The 16,094-nt window shown below is 67.4% G+C and carries 10 protein-coding genes; 6 read left to right on the top strand and 4 right to left on the bottom strand.

What is annotated here, in order from left to right; translation table 11 throughout:
• The coding region (locus AC5O77_RS20475) for a hypothetical protein (protein ID WP_494507126.1) at nucleotides 1-190 on the top strand (190 nt) is incomplete at its 5' end.
• 69 nt (nucleotides 191-259) lie between these two features.
• Here the strand turns inward: AC5O77_RS20475 and AC5O77_RS20480 are convergent.
• Nucleotides 260-808, bottom strand: a complete 549-nt coding sequence (locus AC5O77_RS20480) for a Dps family protein (protein WP_006439098.1) — start codon at nucleotides 806-808, stop codon at nucleotides 260-262.
• Nucleotides 809-894: 86 nt separating this feature from the next.
• On the opposite strand from AC5O77_RS20480, the gene hrpA reads away from it, so the two are divergent.
• The gene (gene hrpA, locus AC5O77_RS20485; protein WP_478058414.1) at nucleotides 895-4,977 is read left to right on the top strand and encodes an ATP-dependent RNA helicase HrpA; all 4,083 of its coding nucleotides are present in this window, start codon (nucleotides 895-897) and stop codon (nucleotides 4,975-4,977) included.
• 107 nt (nucleotides 4,978-5,084) lie between these two features.
• On the opposite strand, the gene AC5O77_RS20490 is transcribed toward hrpA, so the two are convergent.
• On the bottom strand, nucleotides 5,085-5,621 hold the full coding sequence (locus AC5O77_RS20490) for a hypothetical protein (protein ID WP_153855721.1): 537 nt from the start codon (nucleotides 5,619-5,621) through the stop codon (nucleotides 5,085-5,087).
• 130 nt (nucleotides 5,622-5,751) lie between these two features.
• Between AC5O77_RS20490 and AC5O77_RS20495 the strand changes: the two genes are divergently transcribed.
• Nucleotides 5,752-7,908, top strand: coding sequence for a RelA/SpoT family protein (locus AC5O77_RS20495; RefSeq protein ID WP_049400498.1), 2,157 nt, complete (start codon nucleotides 5,752-5,754; stop codon nucleotides 7,906-7,908).
• A 30-nt stretch (nucleotides 7,909-7,938) separates the two neighbouring features.
• Nucleotides 7,939-9,504: a hypothetical protein gene (locus AC5O77_RS20500; protein ID WP_478058415.1), complete on the top strand. Its 1,566-nt coding sequence runs from the start codon at nucleotides 7,939-7,941 to the stop codon at nucleotides 9,502-9,504.
• Here AC5O77_RS20500 and AC5O77_RS20505 read toward each other — a convergent pair.
• Nucleotides 9,501-11,600 (bottom strand): glycosyltransferase, encoded by a 2,100-nt coding sequence (locus AC5O77_RS20505; protein WP_478058416.1) that lies wholly within the window; start codon nucleotides 11,598-11,600, stop codon nucleotides 9,501-9,503. The genes AC5O77_RS20500 and AC5O77_RS20505 overlap by 4 nt on opposite strands.
• Nucleotides 11,601-11,696: 96 nt before the next feature.
• Between AC5O77_RS20505 and mrcB the strand changes: the two genes are divergently transcribed.
• Entirely contained in the window at nucleotides 11,697-14,135 is a 2,439-nt protein-coding gene (gene mrcB / locus AC5O77_RS20510) for a penicillin-binding protein 1B (RefSeq protein WP_478058417.1), read from the top strand.
• Entirely contained in the window at nucleotides 14,132-14,671 is a 540-nt protein-coding gene (locus AC5O77_RS20515; protein WP_080355139.1) for a hypothetical protein, read from the top strand. The genes mrcB and AC5O77_RS20515 overlap by 4 nt, the downstream gene beginning before the upstream one ends.
• 142 nt (nucleotides 14,672-14,813) lie before the next feature.
• Here the strand turns inward: AC5O77_RS20515 and AC5O77_RS20520 are convergent.
• A protein-coding gene (locus AC5O77_RS20520; RefSeq protein ID WP_494507125.1) for an IS3 family transposase occupies nucleotides 14,814-16,094 on the bottom strand; the annotation gives its coding sequence in 2 pieces (ribosomal slippage) (nucleotides 14,814-15,718 and nucleotides 15,718-16,094; 1,282 coding nt annotated over the 2 pieces). This gene is flagged as partial in the annotation.

Genomic DNA, 16,094 nt, shown 5'->3' on the forward strand with positions numbered 1-16,094 from the left:
GGCTTTGACCGATGTGGAGGTCTTGCAGGCCTCTTTGGCGACCTGCAGTTTGAAACGCGCGTCGTATTTGTTCATGTATCCCTCGGGGTTGGATCTGGTGTCCAACTCCCGGGGGTCACTTCATGGATGGGTTTACGGCGTCCCCCTCAACCGGACCCACCCCGCCAACCCTCAGGAAACCCGCTTTTGATGTTGACGTTGAACTTGACGTTGCCTCGGCAGGTGCAGGGCTGCAAGCCCTGCCGAACACCCCCAACCCTTACTGCAGCAGCGAGCGCAGCATCCAGGCGTACTTCTCGTGGGTCTGCAGGCGCTGGGTCATCAGATCCTCGGTCGGGGCGTCGTCACCCTTGGCCGCCACGTCCAGCACTTCACGTGCCGTACGGCAGACCGCTTCGTTGGCGACCACCAACTGGCGTACCATTTCACGCCAGTCCGCACTGTCGGTCAGGCCCGGTTCCTCGGCGATCGAGGTCAGCGCAGCGAATTCCCGGTAGGAGCCCGGGGCATTGAAGCCCAGCGCGCGGATGCGCTCGGCCACGTCGTCCAGTGCCGCCCACTGCTCGGTGTACTGCGTCTCGAACATGGTGTGCAGCGAGTTGAACATCGACCCGGTCACGTTCCAGTGGAAGTTGTGCGTCTTCAGGTAGAGCGTGAACGCATCGGCCTGGAAGCGCGACAGACCGTCGGCGATCTTCTTGCGGTCGCCCTGGGTGATCCCGATATCGATGTTCGGCGCCGACGGTGCCGCCGCTGCAAGCTTCTGCTTGCCGGTCTTGGCCTTGGTCGTGCTCTTGGTCTTCGCCATGGGGTTCCTCCTTGTGGAATCGTTGGCCTTCACAATAAACCGGTCGTGATGACTGGTCGCTTTCAAAGTTTTGAACGAACCGATTGATGAACTCTATCGATAAAAATCCATCGCCCCGCCTGCGCCAGCAGCGCGCCGCCATCGACGGCGCCATGAGCCGCGACCGGGGCCGTTTGCTGGGGATGCTCTCGCGTTGCCAGGCCAAGCCACAGGATGCGGCACTGGCCGCCACTTTCGAGCAGGCCTTGCAGGCGTCGGTGCAGCGCCGGATGACACGGGCGCAGCAGCAGCCGTCCATTACTCTGGACCCGCAGCTGCCGATTGCGCGTGAAGCCGACGCCATCATCGGGCTGATCCGCGACCACCAGGTCGTGGTGATCGCTGGTGAAACCGGCTCGGGCAAGACCACCCAGCTGCCGAAACTGTGCCTGGCCGCAGGCCGTGGCCAGGCCGGCATGATCGGCTGCACCCAGCCGCGACGGATTGCCGCACGTGCGGTGGCCAGCCGCGTGGCGCAGGAACTGCAGAGCGAACTGGGCCAGCTGGTCGGTTACCAGGTGCGCTTCAACGACAAGGTCGGCGAAGACACCCGCATCAAGTTCATGACCGACGGCATCCTGCTGGCGGAAATTGCCAGTGACCGCTGGTTGTCGAACTACGACACGATCATCGTCGACGAGGCGCACGAACGCAGCCTCAACATCGACTTCCTGCTGGGCTACCTGAAGCAGCTGCTGCGCAAGCGCCCGGACCTGAAGCTGATCGTCACTTCGGCCACCATCGACACCGAACGCTTCGCCCAGCATTTCGACAATGCGCCGGTGATCAGCGTTGAAGGCCGCACCTACCCGGTGGAAGTGCGCTATCGCGCGCTGGAAGGCGAGGGCGAAGACCAGGGCGAGCGCACCGTCAACGACGCCATCGTGTCGGCCATCGACGAGATCACCCGCCTGGATGCGCGCGGCGACGTGCTGATCTTCCTGCCGGGTGAGCGCGAGATCCGCGATGCACACCAGTCGCTGGAGCGCCGCAAGTACCGCAATACCGAGGTGCTGCCGCTGTACGCGCGCCTGTCCAACCAGGACCAGGACCGGGTGTTCAACCCCGGACCGAACCGGCGCATCGTGCTGGCCACCAACGTGGCGGAAACCTCGCTGACGGTGCCGCGCATCCGCTACGTGGTCGATCCGGGCTTTGCCCGCGTCAAGCGCTACAGCCCGCGCAACAAGCTCGACCGCCTGCACATCGAGCCGATCTCGCAGGCCAGCGCCAACCAGCGCAAGGGCCGCTGCGGCCGTATCGCCGAGGGCATCTGCTACCGCCTGTATGCCGAGGCCGATTTCCAGGCGCGGCCCGAGTTCACCGATCCGGAAATCCGCCGCTCCAGCCTGGCCGGGGTGATCCTGCGCATGCTGCAGCTGGGCCTGGGCCGCATCGAAGAGTTCCCGTTCCTGGAAGCGCCGGACGAGCGTGCGGTGGCCGATGGCTGGCAGCAGCTGACCGAACTGGGCGCGATCGACGCCGAGCGGCGCATGACCACCATCGGCAGGCAGATGGCACGCCTGCCGGTGGACGTGAAGCTGGCGCGCATGCTGGTGGCCGCGCAGGCTGCCGGCTGCCTGCGGCCGATGCTGGTGATCGCCTCGTTCCTAGGCATCCAGGACCCGCGCGAACGCCCGCCGGAAGCCCGCGGTGCAGCCGACAGCGCGCATGCGCAGTTCGCCGACGGGCGGTCCGAATTCGTTGGTGTGCTACGCCTGTGGGATACCTATCGGCAGGCTCATGAAGACCTGACCCAGTCCAAGCTGCGTGACTGGTGCGGCCGCCACTTCCTTGGCTTCCTGCGCATGCGCGAGTGGCGCGAGCTGCATCGCCAACTGCGCCTGCTGTGCGAGGAACTGGGCTGGAAGGAAGAGGCCAACGAGGCCTCGATGGCACCGCTGCTGGCCGGCAGCAGTGCACCGGCTCCGGCGCGCGATGACGCCGCTGCAGTGAAGGCCACCCGTGGACAGCTGCACCGTGCCGCGCGCCTGGCCCGCGAAGGCAAGGCCGAGGCGGCCCCGGCGCCAGTGCCCGTGCGTGCGCAGAAGGGACAGGCACCGGTTGGCGGCGGTTTCAGCGAACGCGTGCGTGCCGCTGCGTACCAGACACTGCATCGGGCGCTGGTGGCGGGCCTGCCGACGCAGATCGGCCACCGCACCGAGAAGGGTGACTTCCAGGCGCCGCGCCAGCGCCGCTTCCTGCCGTTCCCGGGCTCGGCGCTGTCCAAGCGGCCGCCGCCGTGGCTGCTGGTGGCCAACCTGCTGGATACGCAGAAGGTGTGGGGCATGACGCTGGCCGCGATCGAGCCTGACTGGGTCATCGCCGAGCTGCCGCACCTGCTGCTGCGCAAGCACTTCGACCCGCACTGGTCGCGCGCGCAGGGCCAAGTGCTGGCCTCCGAGCAGATCAGCCTGTTCGGCCTGGTGCTGGCGCCGAAGAAGCCGGTGCACTACGGTCGCATCGCGCCGGGCGAAGCGCACGACATCTTCGTGCGCCAGGCACTGGTGACCGGCGAGATCAACACCCGCGCCAGCTTCGTGGCGGACAACCAGAAAGTGCTGGAGATCGCCCGCGAAGAAGAAGCCAAGCTGCGCCGCGCCGGCATCGTCGCCGACGAGGACTGGCAGGCGCGCTGGTACCTGGACAGGGTGCCACCGCAGATCCATTCGGCCGCGGGGCTGGATACCTGGTGGAAGGGGCTGGCACCGGAACAGCGCAAGACCCTGCACTGGTCGCTGGTCGATCTGTTGCCGGGTGAGGGTAGCGAACAGGAGCGCTATCCGAAGTACCTGCCGCTGGGCCAGGCGCGCCTGCCGCTGCATTACCGCTTCGAACCGGGTGCCGACGACGATGGCGTGACCCTGGACGTACCGCTGCACCTGCTCAACGCACTGGACCCGGTGCAACTGGGCTGGCTGGCGCCGGGTTTCGTCGCCGACAAGGCCTCGGCACTGATCCGCAGCCTGCCCAAGGCGATGCGCCGCAACTACGTGCCGGCACCGGACTTCGGTCGCGCGTTCTACGAGGCGTTCCCGCAGCCCAGCGCCGATGCCATCACCGGCGAACTGGCGCGCTTCCTGTCACGTGCGACCGGCGCAACGGTGACCGCGCTCGATTTCGAGCCTGGTTCGATCGAACCGCACCTGCACATGAACCTGCGGCTGCGCGACGAGCAGGGCAAGGTGCTGGCGACCTCGCGCGATCTGGACACGCTGCGCGCGAAATTCGGTGGTCGTGCCGGCGATGCCTTCGCTGCACGCGCTGGGCGCGAGATGGCCGCCGATGGCCTGCGCACGTTCCCGGCCACGCCGATTCCGCTGCAGGTACCCGGTGAAGCGGGCGTGCCGGCTTATCCGGCGCTGCTGGATGAGGGCGACAGCGTGGCGCTGCGCATCTTCGCCGATCGCCAGCAGGCGCTGGAGGCCCATCCGCTGGGCGTGCGCCGTCTGCTGGAGATTGCCCTGGCCGAGAAGGTGAAGCAGGCACGCAAGCAGCTTCCGGTCGGTGCCAAGACCGGCCTGTTGTATGCGGCGATCGAGTCGCAGGAGCGCCTGCGTGGTGACCTGGTCGATGCGGCGATGAACGCGGTGCTGGCCGAGGGGCTGGAAGACATCCGCGATGCGGCGGCCTTCGAACAGCGACGTGAGCATGCGGCCAAGGCGTTGTTCGGCGAGGCCATGTCGCGGCTGAAACTGGCCGAGACCATCCTGGCCCTGGTGGCGGAACTGAAGCCGATGCTGGAAGCACCGTTGATGGGCTGGGCGCGCGGCAATCTGGACGACATGGAAGCGCAGCTGGTCGGCCTGATCCATCCCGGCTTCCTGCGCGATACGCCGGCTGACGCGCTGGCACAGTACCCGCGCTATCTGAAGGCGATGATCCTGCGCACCGAGCGCGCCAAGCGTGATCCGCCACGTGACCAGGCACGCATGCTGGAACTGCATCCCTTCCTGGAAGCGCTGGAAGCGGGGGAGCAGCAGGGACTGCGCGAGCGCCCGCAGTGGCAGGCCCTGCGCTGGGACCTGGAAGAGCTGCGGGTATCGCTGTTCGCGCAGGAGCTGGGTGCACGCACCGGCATCTCGGCGAAGAAGCTGGCGCAGCGGGTGACCGCATTGCGCCAGGCGTGAATCCTGTCCTGTAGCGCCGAGCCGATGCTCGACTGCTGGCGATGGACGATCGCGGTCCATCGGAAAGCAGCCGAGCATCCGCCAAGCTCCACAGGACAGGCAAGCCGTTACTTGGTACGGCGTACCTTCGGTTGTACGTTCACGCCTTCGATCTTCATGTACCAGACACCGAGCATTCCGGGCTTGATACTGACGTTTGGCGACTGCTTGCGCACCCCAGGGGTCGTGGACGTGTCGGTCTGCTCCCATTCCTGGCCGTTGTCCAGCACGTAGATGCGGCCTTTGCCGAAGCCGCGGAACTCGCCCTGCAGCACGCCGGTGATCGGCTCGCTGCTGCCGAAATCGAAGAAGCCGCGGTTCTTCACGATCACTTCCTGACGGCCTTCCTCGCGCGCCGTTTCCCGTACGGCCGCAACCGCCTGGGTGGTGGCCGCTTCGACCTTGCCCTGCAGCCAGCGGTTCAGCGTGGCCAGTTCCTGCGCGTTGAGCTTGTCCAGGCCGGCCGCCTTGAACTCGGCCGGTGACATCTGCTGCTGCAGGTCACCCTCCACCACGCGCTGGGCCAGCGCAGGCGCCGACAGGGACAGCAACAGTGCGGCACAGGCCAGCAGCCGTAGGCGGAAACGCGGAACGATCGAGGACATGTCGGGACTCTCCTGGGTTTGCCCGCGAGTGTAGCGGCATGTCTTCATGCCGGGTGATGGTGGCCGCGGTGATTGTCCCTGAACGGCGCCGGCGCTAGTGTAGGGGCCTCTGTCTTGCCTGCTCGATGCTGTGAACCGCGCTTCCGTCCCCGGCCTGGATGCCTTGTTGAACCGCCCCTCGGCAGCCGTGCTGCCTGCTCCGCTGCGCCAGGCCCTGCGCGGGCACTGGGAAGCGCCGGACTGCGACCATCAGATGCGCGCCAGCTGGTCGGTGCTGGGCGACACCCTCGACGCACTGGCGATGCTCTCGGCCGACGAAGGCGCGGTGGTCGCGGCCCTGCTGTTCGATCTGCCCGGCCTGCGCGCCAGCCTGGAGCAACTGCCGCTGGGCAACCATAAGGCCGCAGTGATCGGCCTGCTGGATGGCCAGGATGCGGCCGACCCGGTCTGGGCACTGCATGCCGGCCGTGAGGCCGGGCGCAACAGCGAGGGCCTGCGCCGCCTGCTGCTGGCGATCATCCGTGACCTGCGCGTGGTGCCCATCCTGCTGGCGCGGCAGCTGGCGCGCATGCGCGCGGCCGACAAGCTGGACGACGAGCAACGCCGCGCGCTGGCGCAGCTGACCCGCGACATCCATGCGCCGTTGGCCAACCGTCTGGGCATCTGGCAGCTGAAGTGGGAGCTGGAGGACCTGGCGTTCCGCCACCTGGAACCGGAGACCTACCGGCGCATTGCGCGGGAGGTGGACGAAACCCGCATCGCCCGCGAGCGTTACGTCGAGAACGTCAAGAAGGTGCTGTCGCGCGAACTGGTCGCGCAGGGCATCAAGGCTGAGGTCAGTGGCCGCCCGAAGCACATCTACAGCATCTGGCGGAAGATGCAGAAGAAGCGACTGGCGTTCGACCAGCTGTACGACATCCGTGCGGTGCGCGTCATGGTCGACGATGTCGCCGCCTGCTACGCCGCGCTGGGCGTGGTGCATGCGCTGTGGGCGCCGGTGCCCAGCGAGTTCGACGACTACATCGCCCGGCCCAAGGCCAACGACTATCGCTCGCTGCATACCGCCGTGGTCGGCCCGGAAGGGCGCACCATCGAAGTGCAGATCCGTACCCACGAGATGCATTCGCAGGCCGAGCTGGGCGTGGCCGCGCACTGGAAGTACAAGGAAGGCGGCAAGGGCGCGGAGAAGTCCTTCGACCGCAAGATCACCTGGATGCGCCAGCTGCTGGAGCAGGCGCAGGATGGGCAGGGCAATGAACTGGCCGGGGCGCTCGATGCCGAGCTGACCGAGGACCGGGTCTATGCACTGAGCCCGAAGGACGAGGTGCTGGACCTGCCGCAGGGCGCCACGCCGCTCGATTTCGCCTACCAGGTGCACACGATGGTGGGCCACCGCTGCCGTGGTGCGAAGGTCAATGGCCGTATCGTGCCGCTGACCTACCGCCTGCGCAGCGGCGACCGCGTCGAGATCCTGACCGGCAAGGAGGCCGATCCGCGCCGCGACTGGCTGATGCCGGCCAACGGCTTCCTGGCCAGCAACCGCTCGCGCGAAAAGGTGCGCAGCTGGTTCCACAAGCTGGACCGCGCGCGCAACGTGCAGGCCGGGCGCGAACTGCTCGAGCGCGAGCTGAAGCGTCTGGGCCTGCAGCATTCTGATCTGGCGGTGGCGGCGAAGAAGTTCCATGCCGACAGCGTTGACGACCTCTACATCCAGGTGGCGCTGGGTGACACCGGCCCGAACCAGGTCAGTCGTACCCTGCTGGAAGCCGAACGTGCAGCGAGCCAGCCGACGCCCGCGCCAGCCCTGCCGCGGCCGACCGCGCGCCGCGAGAACCTGGGCAAGTCCAAGTTCACCGTGCAGGGCGTGGGCAACCTGCTGGTGCAGCTGGCGCGTTGCTGCCAGCCAGTGGCCGGTGAACCGATCGTCGGCTACCTGACCCGTAGCCGGGGTGTCACCGTGCATCGTGCAGACTGTGCCGCGCTGGCCCGGCTGGCAGCCACCAGCCCGCAGCGCATCCTGCCGGTGGAGTGGGGCCAGGCCGGTGGCGGCTACGAAGTGGACGTGGTGGTCACTGCAGTCGACCGCCGCTGGCTGCTGAAGGACATCACCAACCTGATCGCCCAGGAAGACGCCTACGTGCTCGACATCCACAGTGACAACGTGCGCAACAGTGGCCGTGCCCACCTGCGCCTGCGCCTGAAGGTGAGCGACTACGGCCAGCTGTCGACCCTGCTGGGCAAGCTGGATGCGCTGCCCGGCGTGAGCGAGGCGCGTCGCCTCGGCTGAGCTTCACGCTGCCCCGGCTACCCTGCACGCATGGAACGCGAGCCTCCGCATCGCCCGCATGGCGCTGAACATCCTGCGCTGGACCGCGTCCGCCGCGAAGGCCGTTGGTGGTGGCTGCAGGCACGTCACGCGCGCCGGGTGTGGCGCTGGGCGCTGATCGCGGCGCTGGCGGTGTTCGTGCTGCTGGTGCTGCTGCGCAAGCCGCTGGCCGACTGGTTCTGGGATGAGCCTCAGATCGAACAGTTGCTGGCCGAAGGCGATCGCGCACTGGCGGCCGGGCGGCTGAGTGCCGCCGATGGCAGTGGTGCGCGTGAGCGCTACCAGGCCGTGCTGGCGCTGGATGGTGATCGTCCGCAGGCCCGTGAGGGACTGGCCCGTACCGGCGCCGCGGCCCTGCAGCAGGCCAGCGAAAAACTGCAGGCCAACGACCTCGAAGGCAGCGCGCAGGCGCTGGCACTGGCCCGGGAACTGCAGGTGCCGCAGGGCGATGCGGACGCCGTAGCACGCCAGCTGCAGGCCCGGCGCAGCGCAGGCGCCGGCATCGGTGCACTGCTGGCGCAGGCGCGCAACGCCTTTGCAGCGGGCCGGCTGGACGACGGTGACAGCAGCGCGCTGCCCCTGTTCCAGCGCATCCTGGTACTGCAGCCGGACAATCTGCCGGCGCTGGAAGGTCGCGAGGACGCACTGAGCGATCTGCTGCAGCAGGCCCGCATCCTGGCCGGGCGCGGCGAGCTGGCCGAGGCAGCCGCGATACTGCAGCGTGCGCGCCAGTTCGATGCCGGCCACGCCGATCTGCCCGCCAGCCAGGAAGCATTGGCACAGGCCGTCGACCAGCGCCTGCGCCAGGCCCAGCGCGCCTTGCAGCGTCGGCAGCTGGAATCGGCAGCGAAGGGATTTCTCGCCGTGCTGGCAGTGGCGGTTGATGATTCCAGTGCCCAGCGCGGCCGCGAACAGACCTTGCAGGCGGCGCTGGCACGCAGCCAGCAGCAGGCCGACGATTTCCAGTTCGAAGCGGCGCAGGCCGATGCCGCGCTGGCAGCGGAACTGGGTGCTTCGCCGGCCGCGCAACAGCAGCTCGCGCAACGCCTGCAGCGCGCCCAACAGGCGCAGAAGGCGCTGCAGCAGCCGGCGGTCAGCAACACGCAGCGCGAGCGCCAACTGCGCGACCACCTGCGCAGGATCGAGCGCGCCGAACGTGCCGGGCAATGGATCAGCCCCCCCGGCCACAGTGCGTTCGACGCGTTGCGCGAAGCGCAGTCACTGGCGCCACGCGATGCACGGGTGAAGGCTGCCGCAGCGCGGCTGCTGCCCGCCAGTCGCCGCTGCTTCGACGACAACCTGCGGCAGAATCGCGTGCAGGCGGCCGGTGCCTGCCTGCAGGCGTGGCAGACCCTGTCGCCGACCGCGGCCGGGCTTCCCTCAGCACGCCTGCGCCTGGCCCAGCGCTGGCTGGCGATCGGCAGCGAACGGCTCGGCACTGGAGACCTGGCGTTTGCCGCACACGCCGCGGAACAGGCCCGGCTGCTGCAACCGGACCTGGCCGAGCTGCCGGCGTTCGAAGACCGCCTGCGCCGCGCCGGCGGTCGCCCTGATTAGGTGAAGAACACCCGCTGCACGGTCGCGCGGGCAGCGTCGAGGGAGAAGTGCTCTGCGATGTTGGCCAGGCCGGCGTCGGACAACTGCTGCCACAGCTGCGGATCCTGGTACAGGCGGACCACCGCATCGGCGAAGCCCGCCGCATCATCGGCCACCAGCACGTCCTGGCCCGGGTGCAGGTGCATTCCTTCTACAGCGCAGGTGGTGCCTACCACCGGCTGGCCATGGGCCATGCTCAGGTTGATCTTGCCCTTCACGCCGGCGCCGAAACGCAGCGGCGCGATGGAAATGCGTGCGCCGTCCATGTAGGGCGTGATGTCCTCGACGAAACCGTGCATCTGCACGCCGGGCTGGCGTGCGGCCAATGCCAGCAGCGATTCCGGTGTGGCGGCACCGATGCAGTGCAGGCGTACCTCGGGCAGGCGGGCGCGGATGCCGGCAAAGACTTCGCCGATGAACCACTCCATGGCATCCAGGTTCGGCGGATGACGGAAGCCGCCGACAAACACCAGATCATGGCGCTGTTCGAACGACTTGCCCGCGCCGGCGACGTCGTGCAGGTTGGAGATCAGCTCCACCTGCACGGAAGGGGCGTCGGCCTGCAGCTGCTCGCGCTCGGCGGCACTGACCAGCACGGTGACGTCGCACTGCTCCATCACCGCCAGCTCGCTGGCGCGGGTGCGCTCGGCGGCGCGCAGCAACCCGGCATCACCGGCGACTTCGGCACCACGACGTTCGCGCAGGTAGTGCAGGTCCACGGTGTCGAACACGGTGCGGGCCTGCGGCGCATAGCGCTTCAGCAGCGGCAGGCACTCGTGGGCGACATGGTGGCGGACCAGCAGCGCCACGTGGAAACGCGCACCGTGCGTTCGCAGCCAGCTGGCGACGCCATCGAGGAACGGCGCATACCAGACTTCCACGCCCATCCGCTGCAGTGCTTCGGTGGCGGCACCGCCATGTTCGCGGCGGGTGGGAACAAACACCACATGAGCGCCGCCCTGCAGCAGCAGGCGGATCAGGTTCACCTGGCGCAGTGACGCCGAATCGCGATCCGGTTGGGGTACTTCCTCGTCCAGGATCAACACCTGGCGTCGGCCACGCAGCAGCAGCGCGGGTGACGGCACTTCGCCCACCGCCGGATGGCGGGCCAGCTCGGTGGCCCAGCGGGCGGCGAAGATGGCCTGGTTGCGCACCTGGTAGGCCTTCACACCGCTGCCGGTATCGGTGCCGTTGCTGGTGCCTTCATCGTGGATCACCCGGCTGGCTGGTTGCACCAGCACACGCAGGCCCTGGGCGCGAACGCGGAAGGCCAGGTCGGTGTCCTCGTAGTACGCCGGCTTGTAACGGGTATCGAAGCCGCCCAGCTGCTGCCAGAGGGCGCGCGGCAGCATCAGCGCCGCGCCGGAGCAGTAGTCGACGTCGCGCAGGCTGGCAAAGCGTGGGTCGTCCGCCGCCTCGAAACGGCCGTAGCTCCAGCCGCTGCCGTTGGCGAAGATCACACCCCCTGATTCCTGCAGGCGGCCATCCGGGTACAGCAGCTGGCTGCCGACCAGGCCGGCGTCGGGTGTGCTGGCGAACGTGTCCAGCAGGGCATCCAGCCAGCCCGGCTGTGGCACCGTATCGTTGTTGAGCAGCACCACATAGCGGCCGCGTGCGCGCGACACGCCATCGTTGCAGGCCTCGATGAAGCCGCCGTTGTGCTCGCGCACCTCATAGCGCAGTCCGGCGACCTGCGGCATCCACTGCACGGTGGCGTCGCTGCTGCCGTCATCCACGACCAGGATCTCGCACGCCGCCAGCGGCGGATGTGCCGCCAGGGCGCGCAGGCAGGCCAGGGTATGGCCGACGTGGTTGTAGACCGGGATGACGATACTCACTTGCGGCGTTTCGCTGAACGGCACCGTGAAGGGGGCGAAATCCTGTGCCGGCGGCAGGAACAGCGGCGTTCGCGGCGCGGGAACGGCGCGCTGGGTATGCACGCGGATGCGCTGCCAGGTCGCCCGCCACCCACGGGTACGCAGGCTGGCCAGGCTCCGGCGGGCCAGGCCCGTGAGGCGGTTGATCAGGTATCGGATCTCGGCCAGGGACATCGCCATCCGGTTGCAACTCCAGCTTAAGCAGGGGAACCCGGGAGAATTCGCCAGCCGCAGCGGCTGGGGTAGACTCGCCAGACCCTACATTCTCGCATTCCCGTGCCCCGACGCTACGATTCCGACGACATCGACGATTTCGACGACGACGAACAGCAGGACAACGGCCCGCTGTGGCGGCGCCGGCTGATCACCTGGAGCATGGCTGCGGTCGCGTTGGGATTGGGTTTCCTCATTCCCTATACGCTGTACCTGAACCAGCAGGTGACCCAGCGTTTCGGCGAGCTGCGCTGGCAGATCCCGACGCGCGTCTACGCGCGCCCGCTGGTGCTCACCCCCGGCAAGGCGATGGATGCGTCCACGCTCAAGACCGAGCTGGCCGCCTCCGCCTACCGCGATGACGGCCAGGGCAAGGAGCCGGCCACCTATGCGGTGAACGGCGGGCGCTTCGTCATCTCCAGCCGCGGCTACAACGACGTCGATGGCCGGGTTGCCCCGCGCCGGCTCGAGTTGTCACTGGCCGATGGTGCGGTCGCCTCGCTGCGCGACGCCGACAACCGCAAGGCCTTGAAGGCCGCGCGGTTGGACCCGGCACGCATCGCCACCCTGTACGGCCAGAAGCAGGAAGAACGCCGCCTGATCCGCATGGACGAGGCGCCGGACCTGCTGGTGACCGGCCTGCAGGCGGTGGAGGACAAGGACTTCAACCGCCACCACGGCATCGACCTGTCCGGCATCGCCCGTGCGGTGTGGGTGACCATCCGCTCCGGTGGCCAGAGCCGCCAGGGCGCCTCTACGCTGACCCAGCAGCTGGCCCGCAGCGGCCTGCTCGGCATCGGCAAGGAGCAGACGGTTACCCGCAAATTCAACGAAGTGCTCTACGCGCTGATCATGGAAGCGCGCTACGACAAGCGCACCATCTTCGAGGCCTACCTCAACCAGGTGTACCTGGGCCAGCGTGGCAGCCAGGCCATCCATGGCATGTCCTCTGGCGCCGAGTTCTGGTTCGGTCGCGACCTGCAGTCGCTGGAGACCGAGCAGATCGCGCTGCTGATCGGCCTGGTCAAGGGCCCGTCCTTCTACGACCCGCGGCGCAATCCGGAACGCGCGCTGGATCGCCGCAACTTCGTGCTGGGCAAACTGCACGAAGCCACGCTGATCGATGACGCCGAGTACCAGCGTGCGTTGAAGGCCCCGCTGGGCGTGCCCAAGACGCCGGGCCTGGTTGCCGCCAACCGCTTCCCCGCCTATGTCGATCTGGTCCGCCGCCAACTGGGTCACGACTATCCGGAATCTGCCCTGCAGGGCGCCGGCCTGAGCGTGATGACCGGTATGTCGCCGTCCGCGCAGGCCTATGCCGAAGGCGCGGTGACCCGCACCATCAAGTCGCTGGAGAGCAAGCGTCGCCCCGAACTGCAGGCCGGCATGGTGCTGACCGACGTGCACAACGGTGACGTGCTGGCGGTAATCGGCAGCCGTGAAGTGTCCGAAGTCGGCTTCAACCGTGCGATCGAAGCACAGCGCCCGGTCGGCTCGTTGCTGAAGCCGTTCGTGTACCTGCTCGCGTTGGCGCAGCCGGACCGCTACTCGCTGGCCAGCTGGGTCGACGATTCACCGGTGACCGTGCAGCTCGGCCGCGGCCGCAACTGGAACCCGGGCAACGCGGACAACCGCAGCCACGGCACCGTGCGCCTGATCGACGCGCTGGCGCATTCCTACAACCAGGCCACGGTGCGCGTGGGCATGCAGGTCGGCCCCGAGCGCGTGACCCAGCTGATCCACGTGCTGGCCGGCATCAAGGCCGAGGCGAATCCGGCGGTGATTCTCGGTTCGACCGACCAGAGCCCGTACGCGATGGCCCAGCTGTACCAGTTCCTCGCGTCCGGTGGCGAAATCCAGCCGCTGCATGCGGTGCGTGGCGTGCTCGATCCGCAGGGCAAGCTGCTCAAGCGTTACGACAAGACCCCGGCACCGGCCCAGGAAGGCGACTCGATTGCCGCCAACCTGATCAGTGTCGGCCTGCAGCAGGTGGTTGCCAGCGGCACCGCGCAGCGGCTCAACGCCGATGGCCTCGGCCGCCTGCAGCCGGCCGGCAAGACCGGTACCACCAACGATGGCCGTGACAGTTGGTACGCCGGTTACACCGGCGATCATCTGGCGGTGATCTGGATCGGCAACGACCAGAACGAGCAGGCCGGCCTGTACGGTGCCACCGGTGCGATGCGGGTGTGGTCGGGCATCTTCCAGCGCCTGCCGAGTGCGCCGCTGCGGGTCAGCAACAAGGGCCTGGACTGGCAGTCGGTGGCGCCGACCGGACTCAACAGCACGGATGAAGGCTGTCCGGGCGCGCGTCGTTTCCCGTTCGTGGTGGGCTACGCGCCGGCCTATGCACCGTGTGCGCCGGCGGTGTCGCCGGACGGGCAGGGTGCCGAAGGCGAGGGCGGTGGCTGGCGTAGCTGGTTCGGCCTGGACCGCAAGCCTGAGCCGCCTGCTGAACCTGCTGCGGCGCCCGCCGCCGCCACTCCTCCTCCGAGCCGATGATGCCGATGAACATGCGATCCCTGCTGCAGCCCCTGGCCCTGACCGGCCTCAGCCTGGCCCTGGCCGCCTGCGTCAGCAGCGCACCGCCGGTGGCCAAGCCGCCGGTTGATACCACCACGCCGGCACAGCGCCTGGCTGCGGTGGATGCGGCCGCAGGTCCGGACGACAAGGAGCTGTCGGTGCAGCCTCTGCGTGATTCGCAGGTGGAAGACCTGCGGGTGACTGCACAGACGCAGCGTCAGGCCAACGACCTGGCCGGCGCCGCCAGCAGCCTGGACCACGCGCTGGAAATCGTGGCCGGTGACCCGGCGGTGTTGCAGGAGCGTGCCGAGCTGGCGCTGTTGCAGGGCCAATGGGCACAGGCTGAGACGTTCGCGCGCAAGGCGGTGGATCTGGGCTCGAAGACCGGGCCGCTGTGCCGCCGGCACTGGGCGACGATCGAGCAGTCGCGTCTGGCGCGCGGCGAGAAGGAGAATGCGGTGTCGGCGCATGCGCAGCTGGAAGGCTGCACGGTGCCGGGGATCAAGCGGTACTGAGTTTCCGGCCAACGGCGCAGCCCCTCGTGGCTGTGGGTTGATCGCTGAAGCCAGAAGCAAAAGCCGCGCTGGGCCGGGCGGGGTGGGTTCGCGGGGGACGCCGTGAACCCGTCCTGAAGTGACCCCCGAGACTTGGACGGGGTCAGGCGGCCGATTGGGCCTGCTCCCGGTACTTTACCGGGCTCAGACCTTTCAGTTTCAGTTTGATGCGTTCTTCGTTGTAGTACTGGATGTATTCCACCAGCCCAGCCTCCAGACTCTCGAGGCTGTCAAAGCTGTTCAGGTAGAAGAATTCCGACTTCAGCGTTCCAAAGAAGCTCTCCATCGCCGCATTGTCCAGGCAGTTGCCGCGCCGGGACATGCTTTGCTTCAACGAGTGCTTTTCCAGCATGTGCCGGTAGTTTTCATGCTGGTACTGCCAGCCCTGGTCGGAGTGGATCATGGGGCGCTCATCCGGGGAAAGCTTCTTGATGGCCTCCTCCAGCATTTGACCCACCAGATCAAATACGGGCCGACGCTTGATCTGATAAGCCACGATTTCGCCGTTGTAGAGGTCCATGATCGGCGACAGGTACAGCTTCATGCCCTGCACCTTGAACTCGGTCACGTCAGTCACCCACTTCTGGTTGGGCCGCTCGGCATGGAACTGGCGATTGAGGTCATTGCCAACCACAACATTGGCCGCCCCCTTGAAGGCCTGGTAGCGCTTCACACGCACCCGCGATTTCAGTCCCATCTCCCCCATCAGGCGCTGAACCCGCTTGTGATTGGTCCGATGACCCTGATTGGCTAATTCCAGCGTCACCGTGCGATAGCCATAGCGCCCTTGGCTTTGATCGTAGATTGCACGGATGCGCTCGCACAGGGCTGCCTCATCCTGATCCGGATGGGCCAGGACATGGTTCTGGTAATAGAACGTACTGCGTGACAGCTCAGCTGCTTCGAGCAGAAGCGACAGCGTATGAACCTGCCTCAATCCTTGGACGGCTTGCGCTTTGCGTCCTGCGCCGCCTGCTCTTCCCGGATCAAGGCATCGAGTTTTTTTAGGTAGTCGGTCTCCGCACGCAGATAGGCGACTTCCTTGAGCAGCTCATCGCGGCTCATATCCTCAGGTGGCTTGGACGAACGGGTCTTTTTCATCGGCTTTCGGGGCGGCGGCGGAGGGGGTGCCAACGCTTGGGCACCGCCTTGAGCATACAGGCGCCGCCATCGCCCCACCGCGCCGGCATCGCCAATTTGAAAGTAGGTGGTGGCCTCCCGCCCGGACAAGCCGTCCTGGCTCATCTTCTCCAGGACAGCCAGTTTGAACGGGAGGTCATAGGACCGGGCCTGGCGATGAAATCCCCGCCTACCATGCAGCCGATAGGTCGCCACCCAGCGCCTGACCGTGGAGAACTCCAGGCCCTGTCTCTTATACACATCT

This window comes from Stenotrophomonas sp. INTA L402-1 (assembly GCF_059295135.1).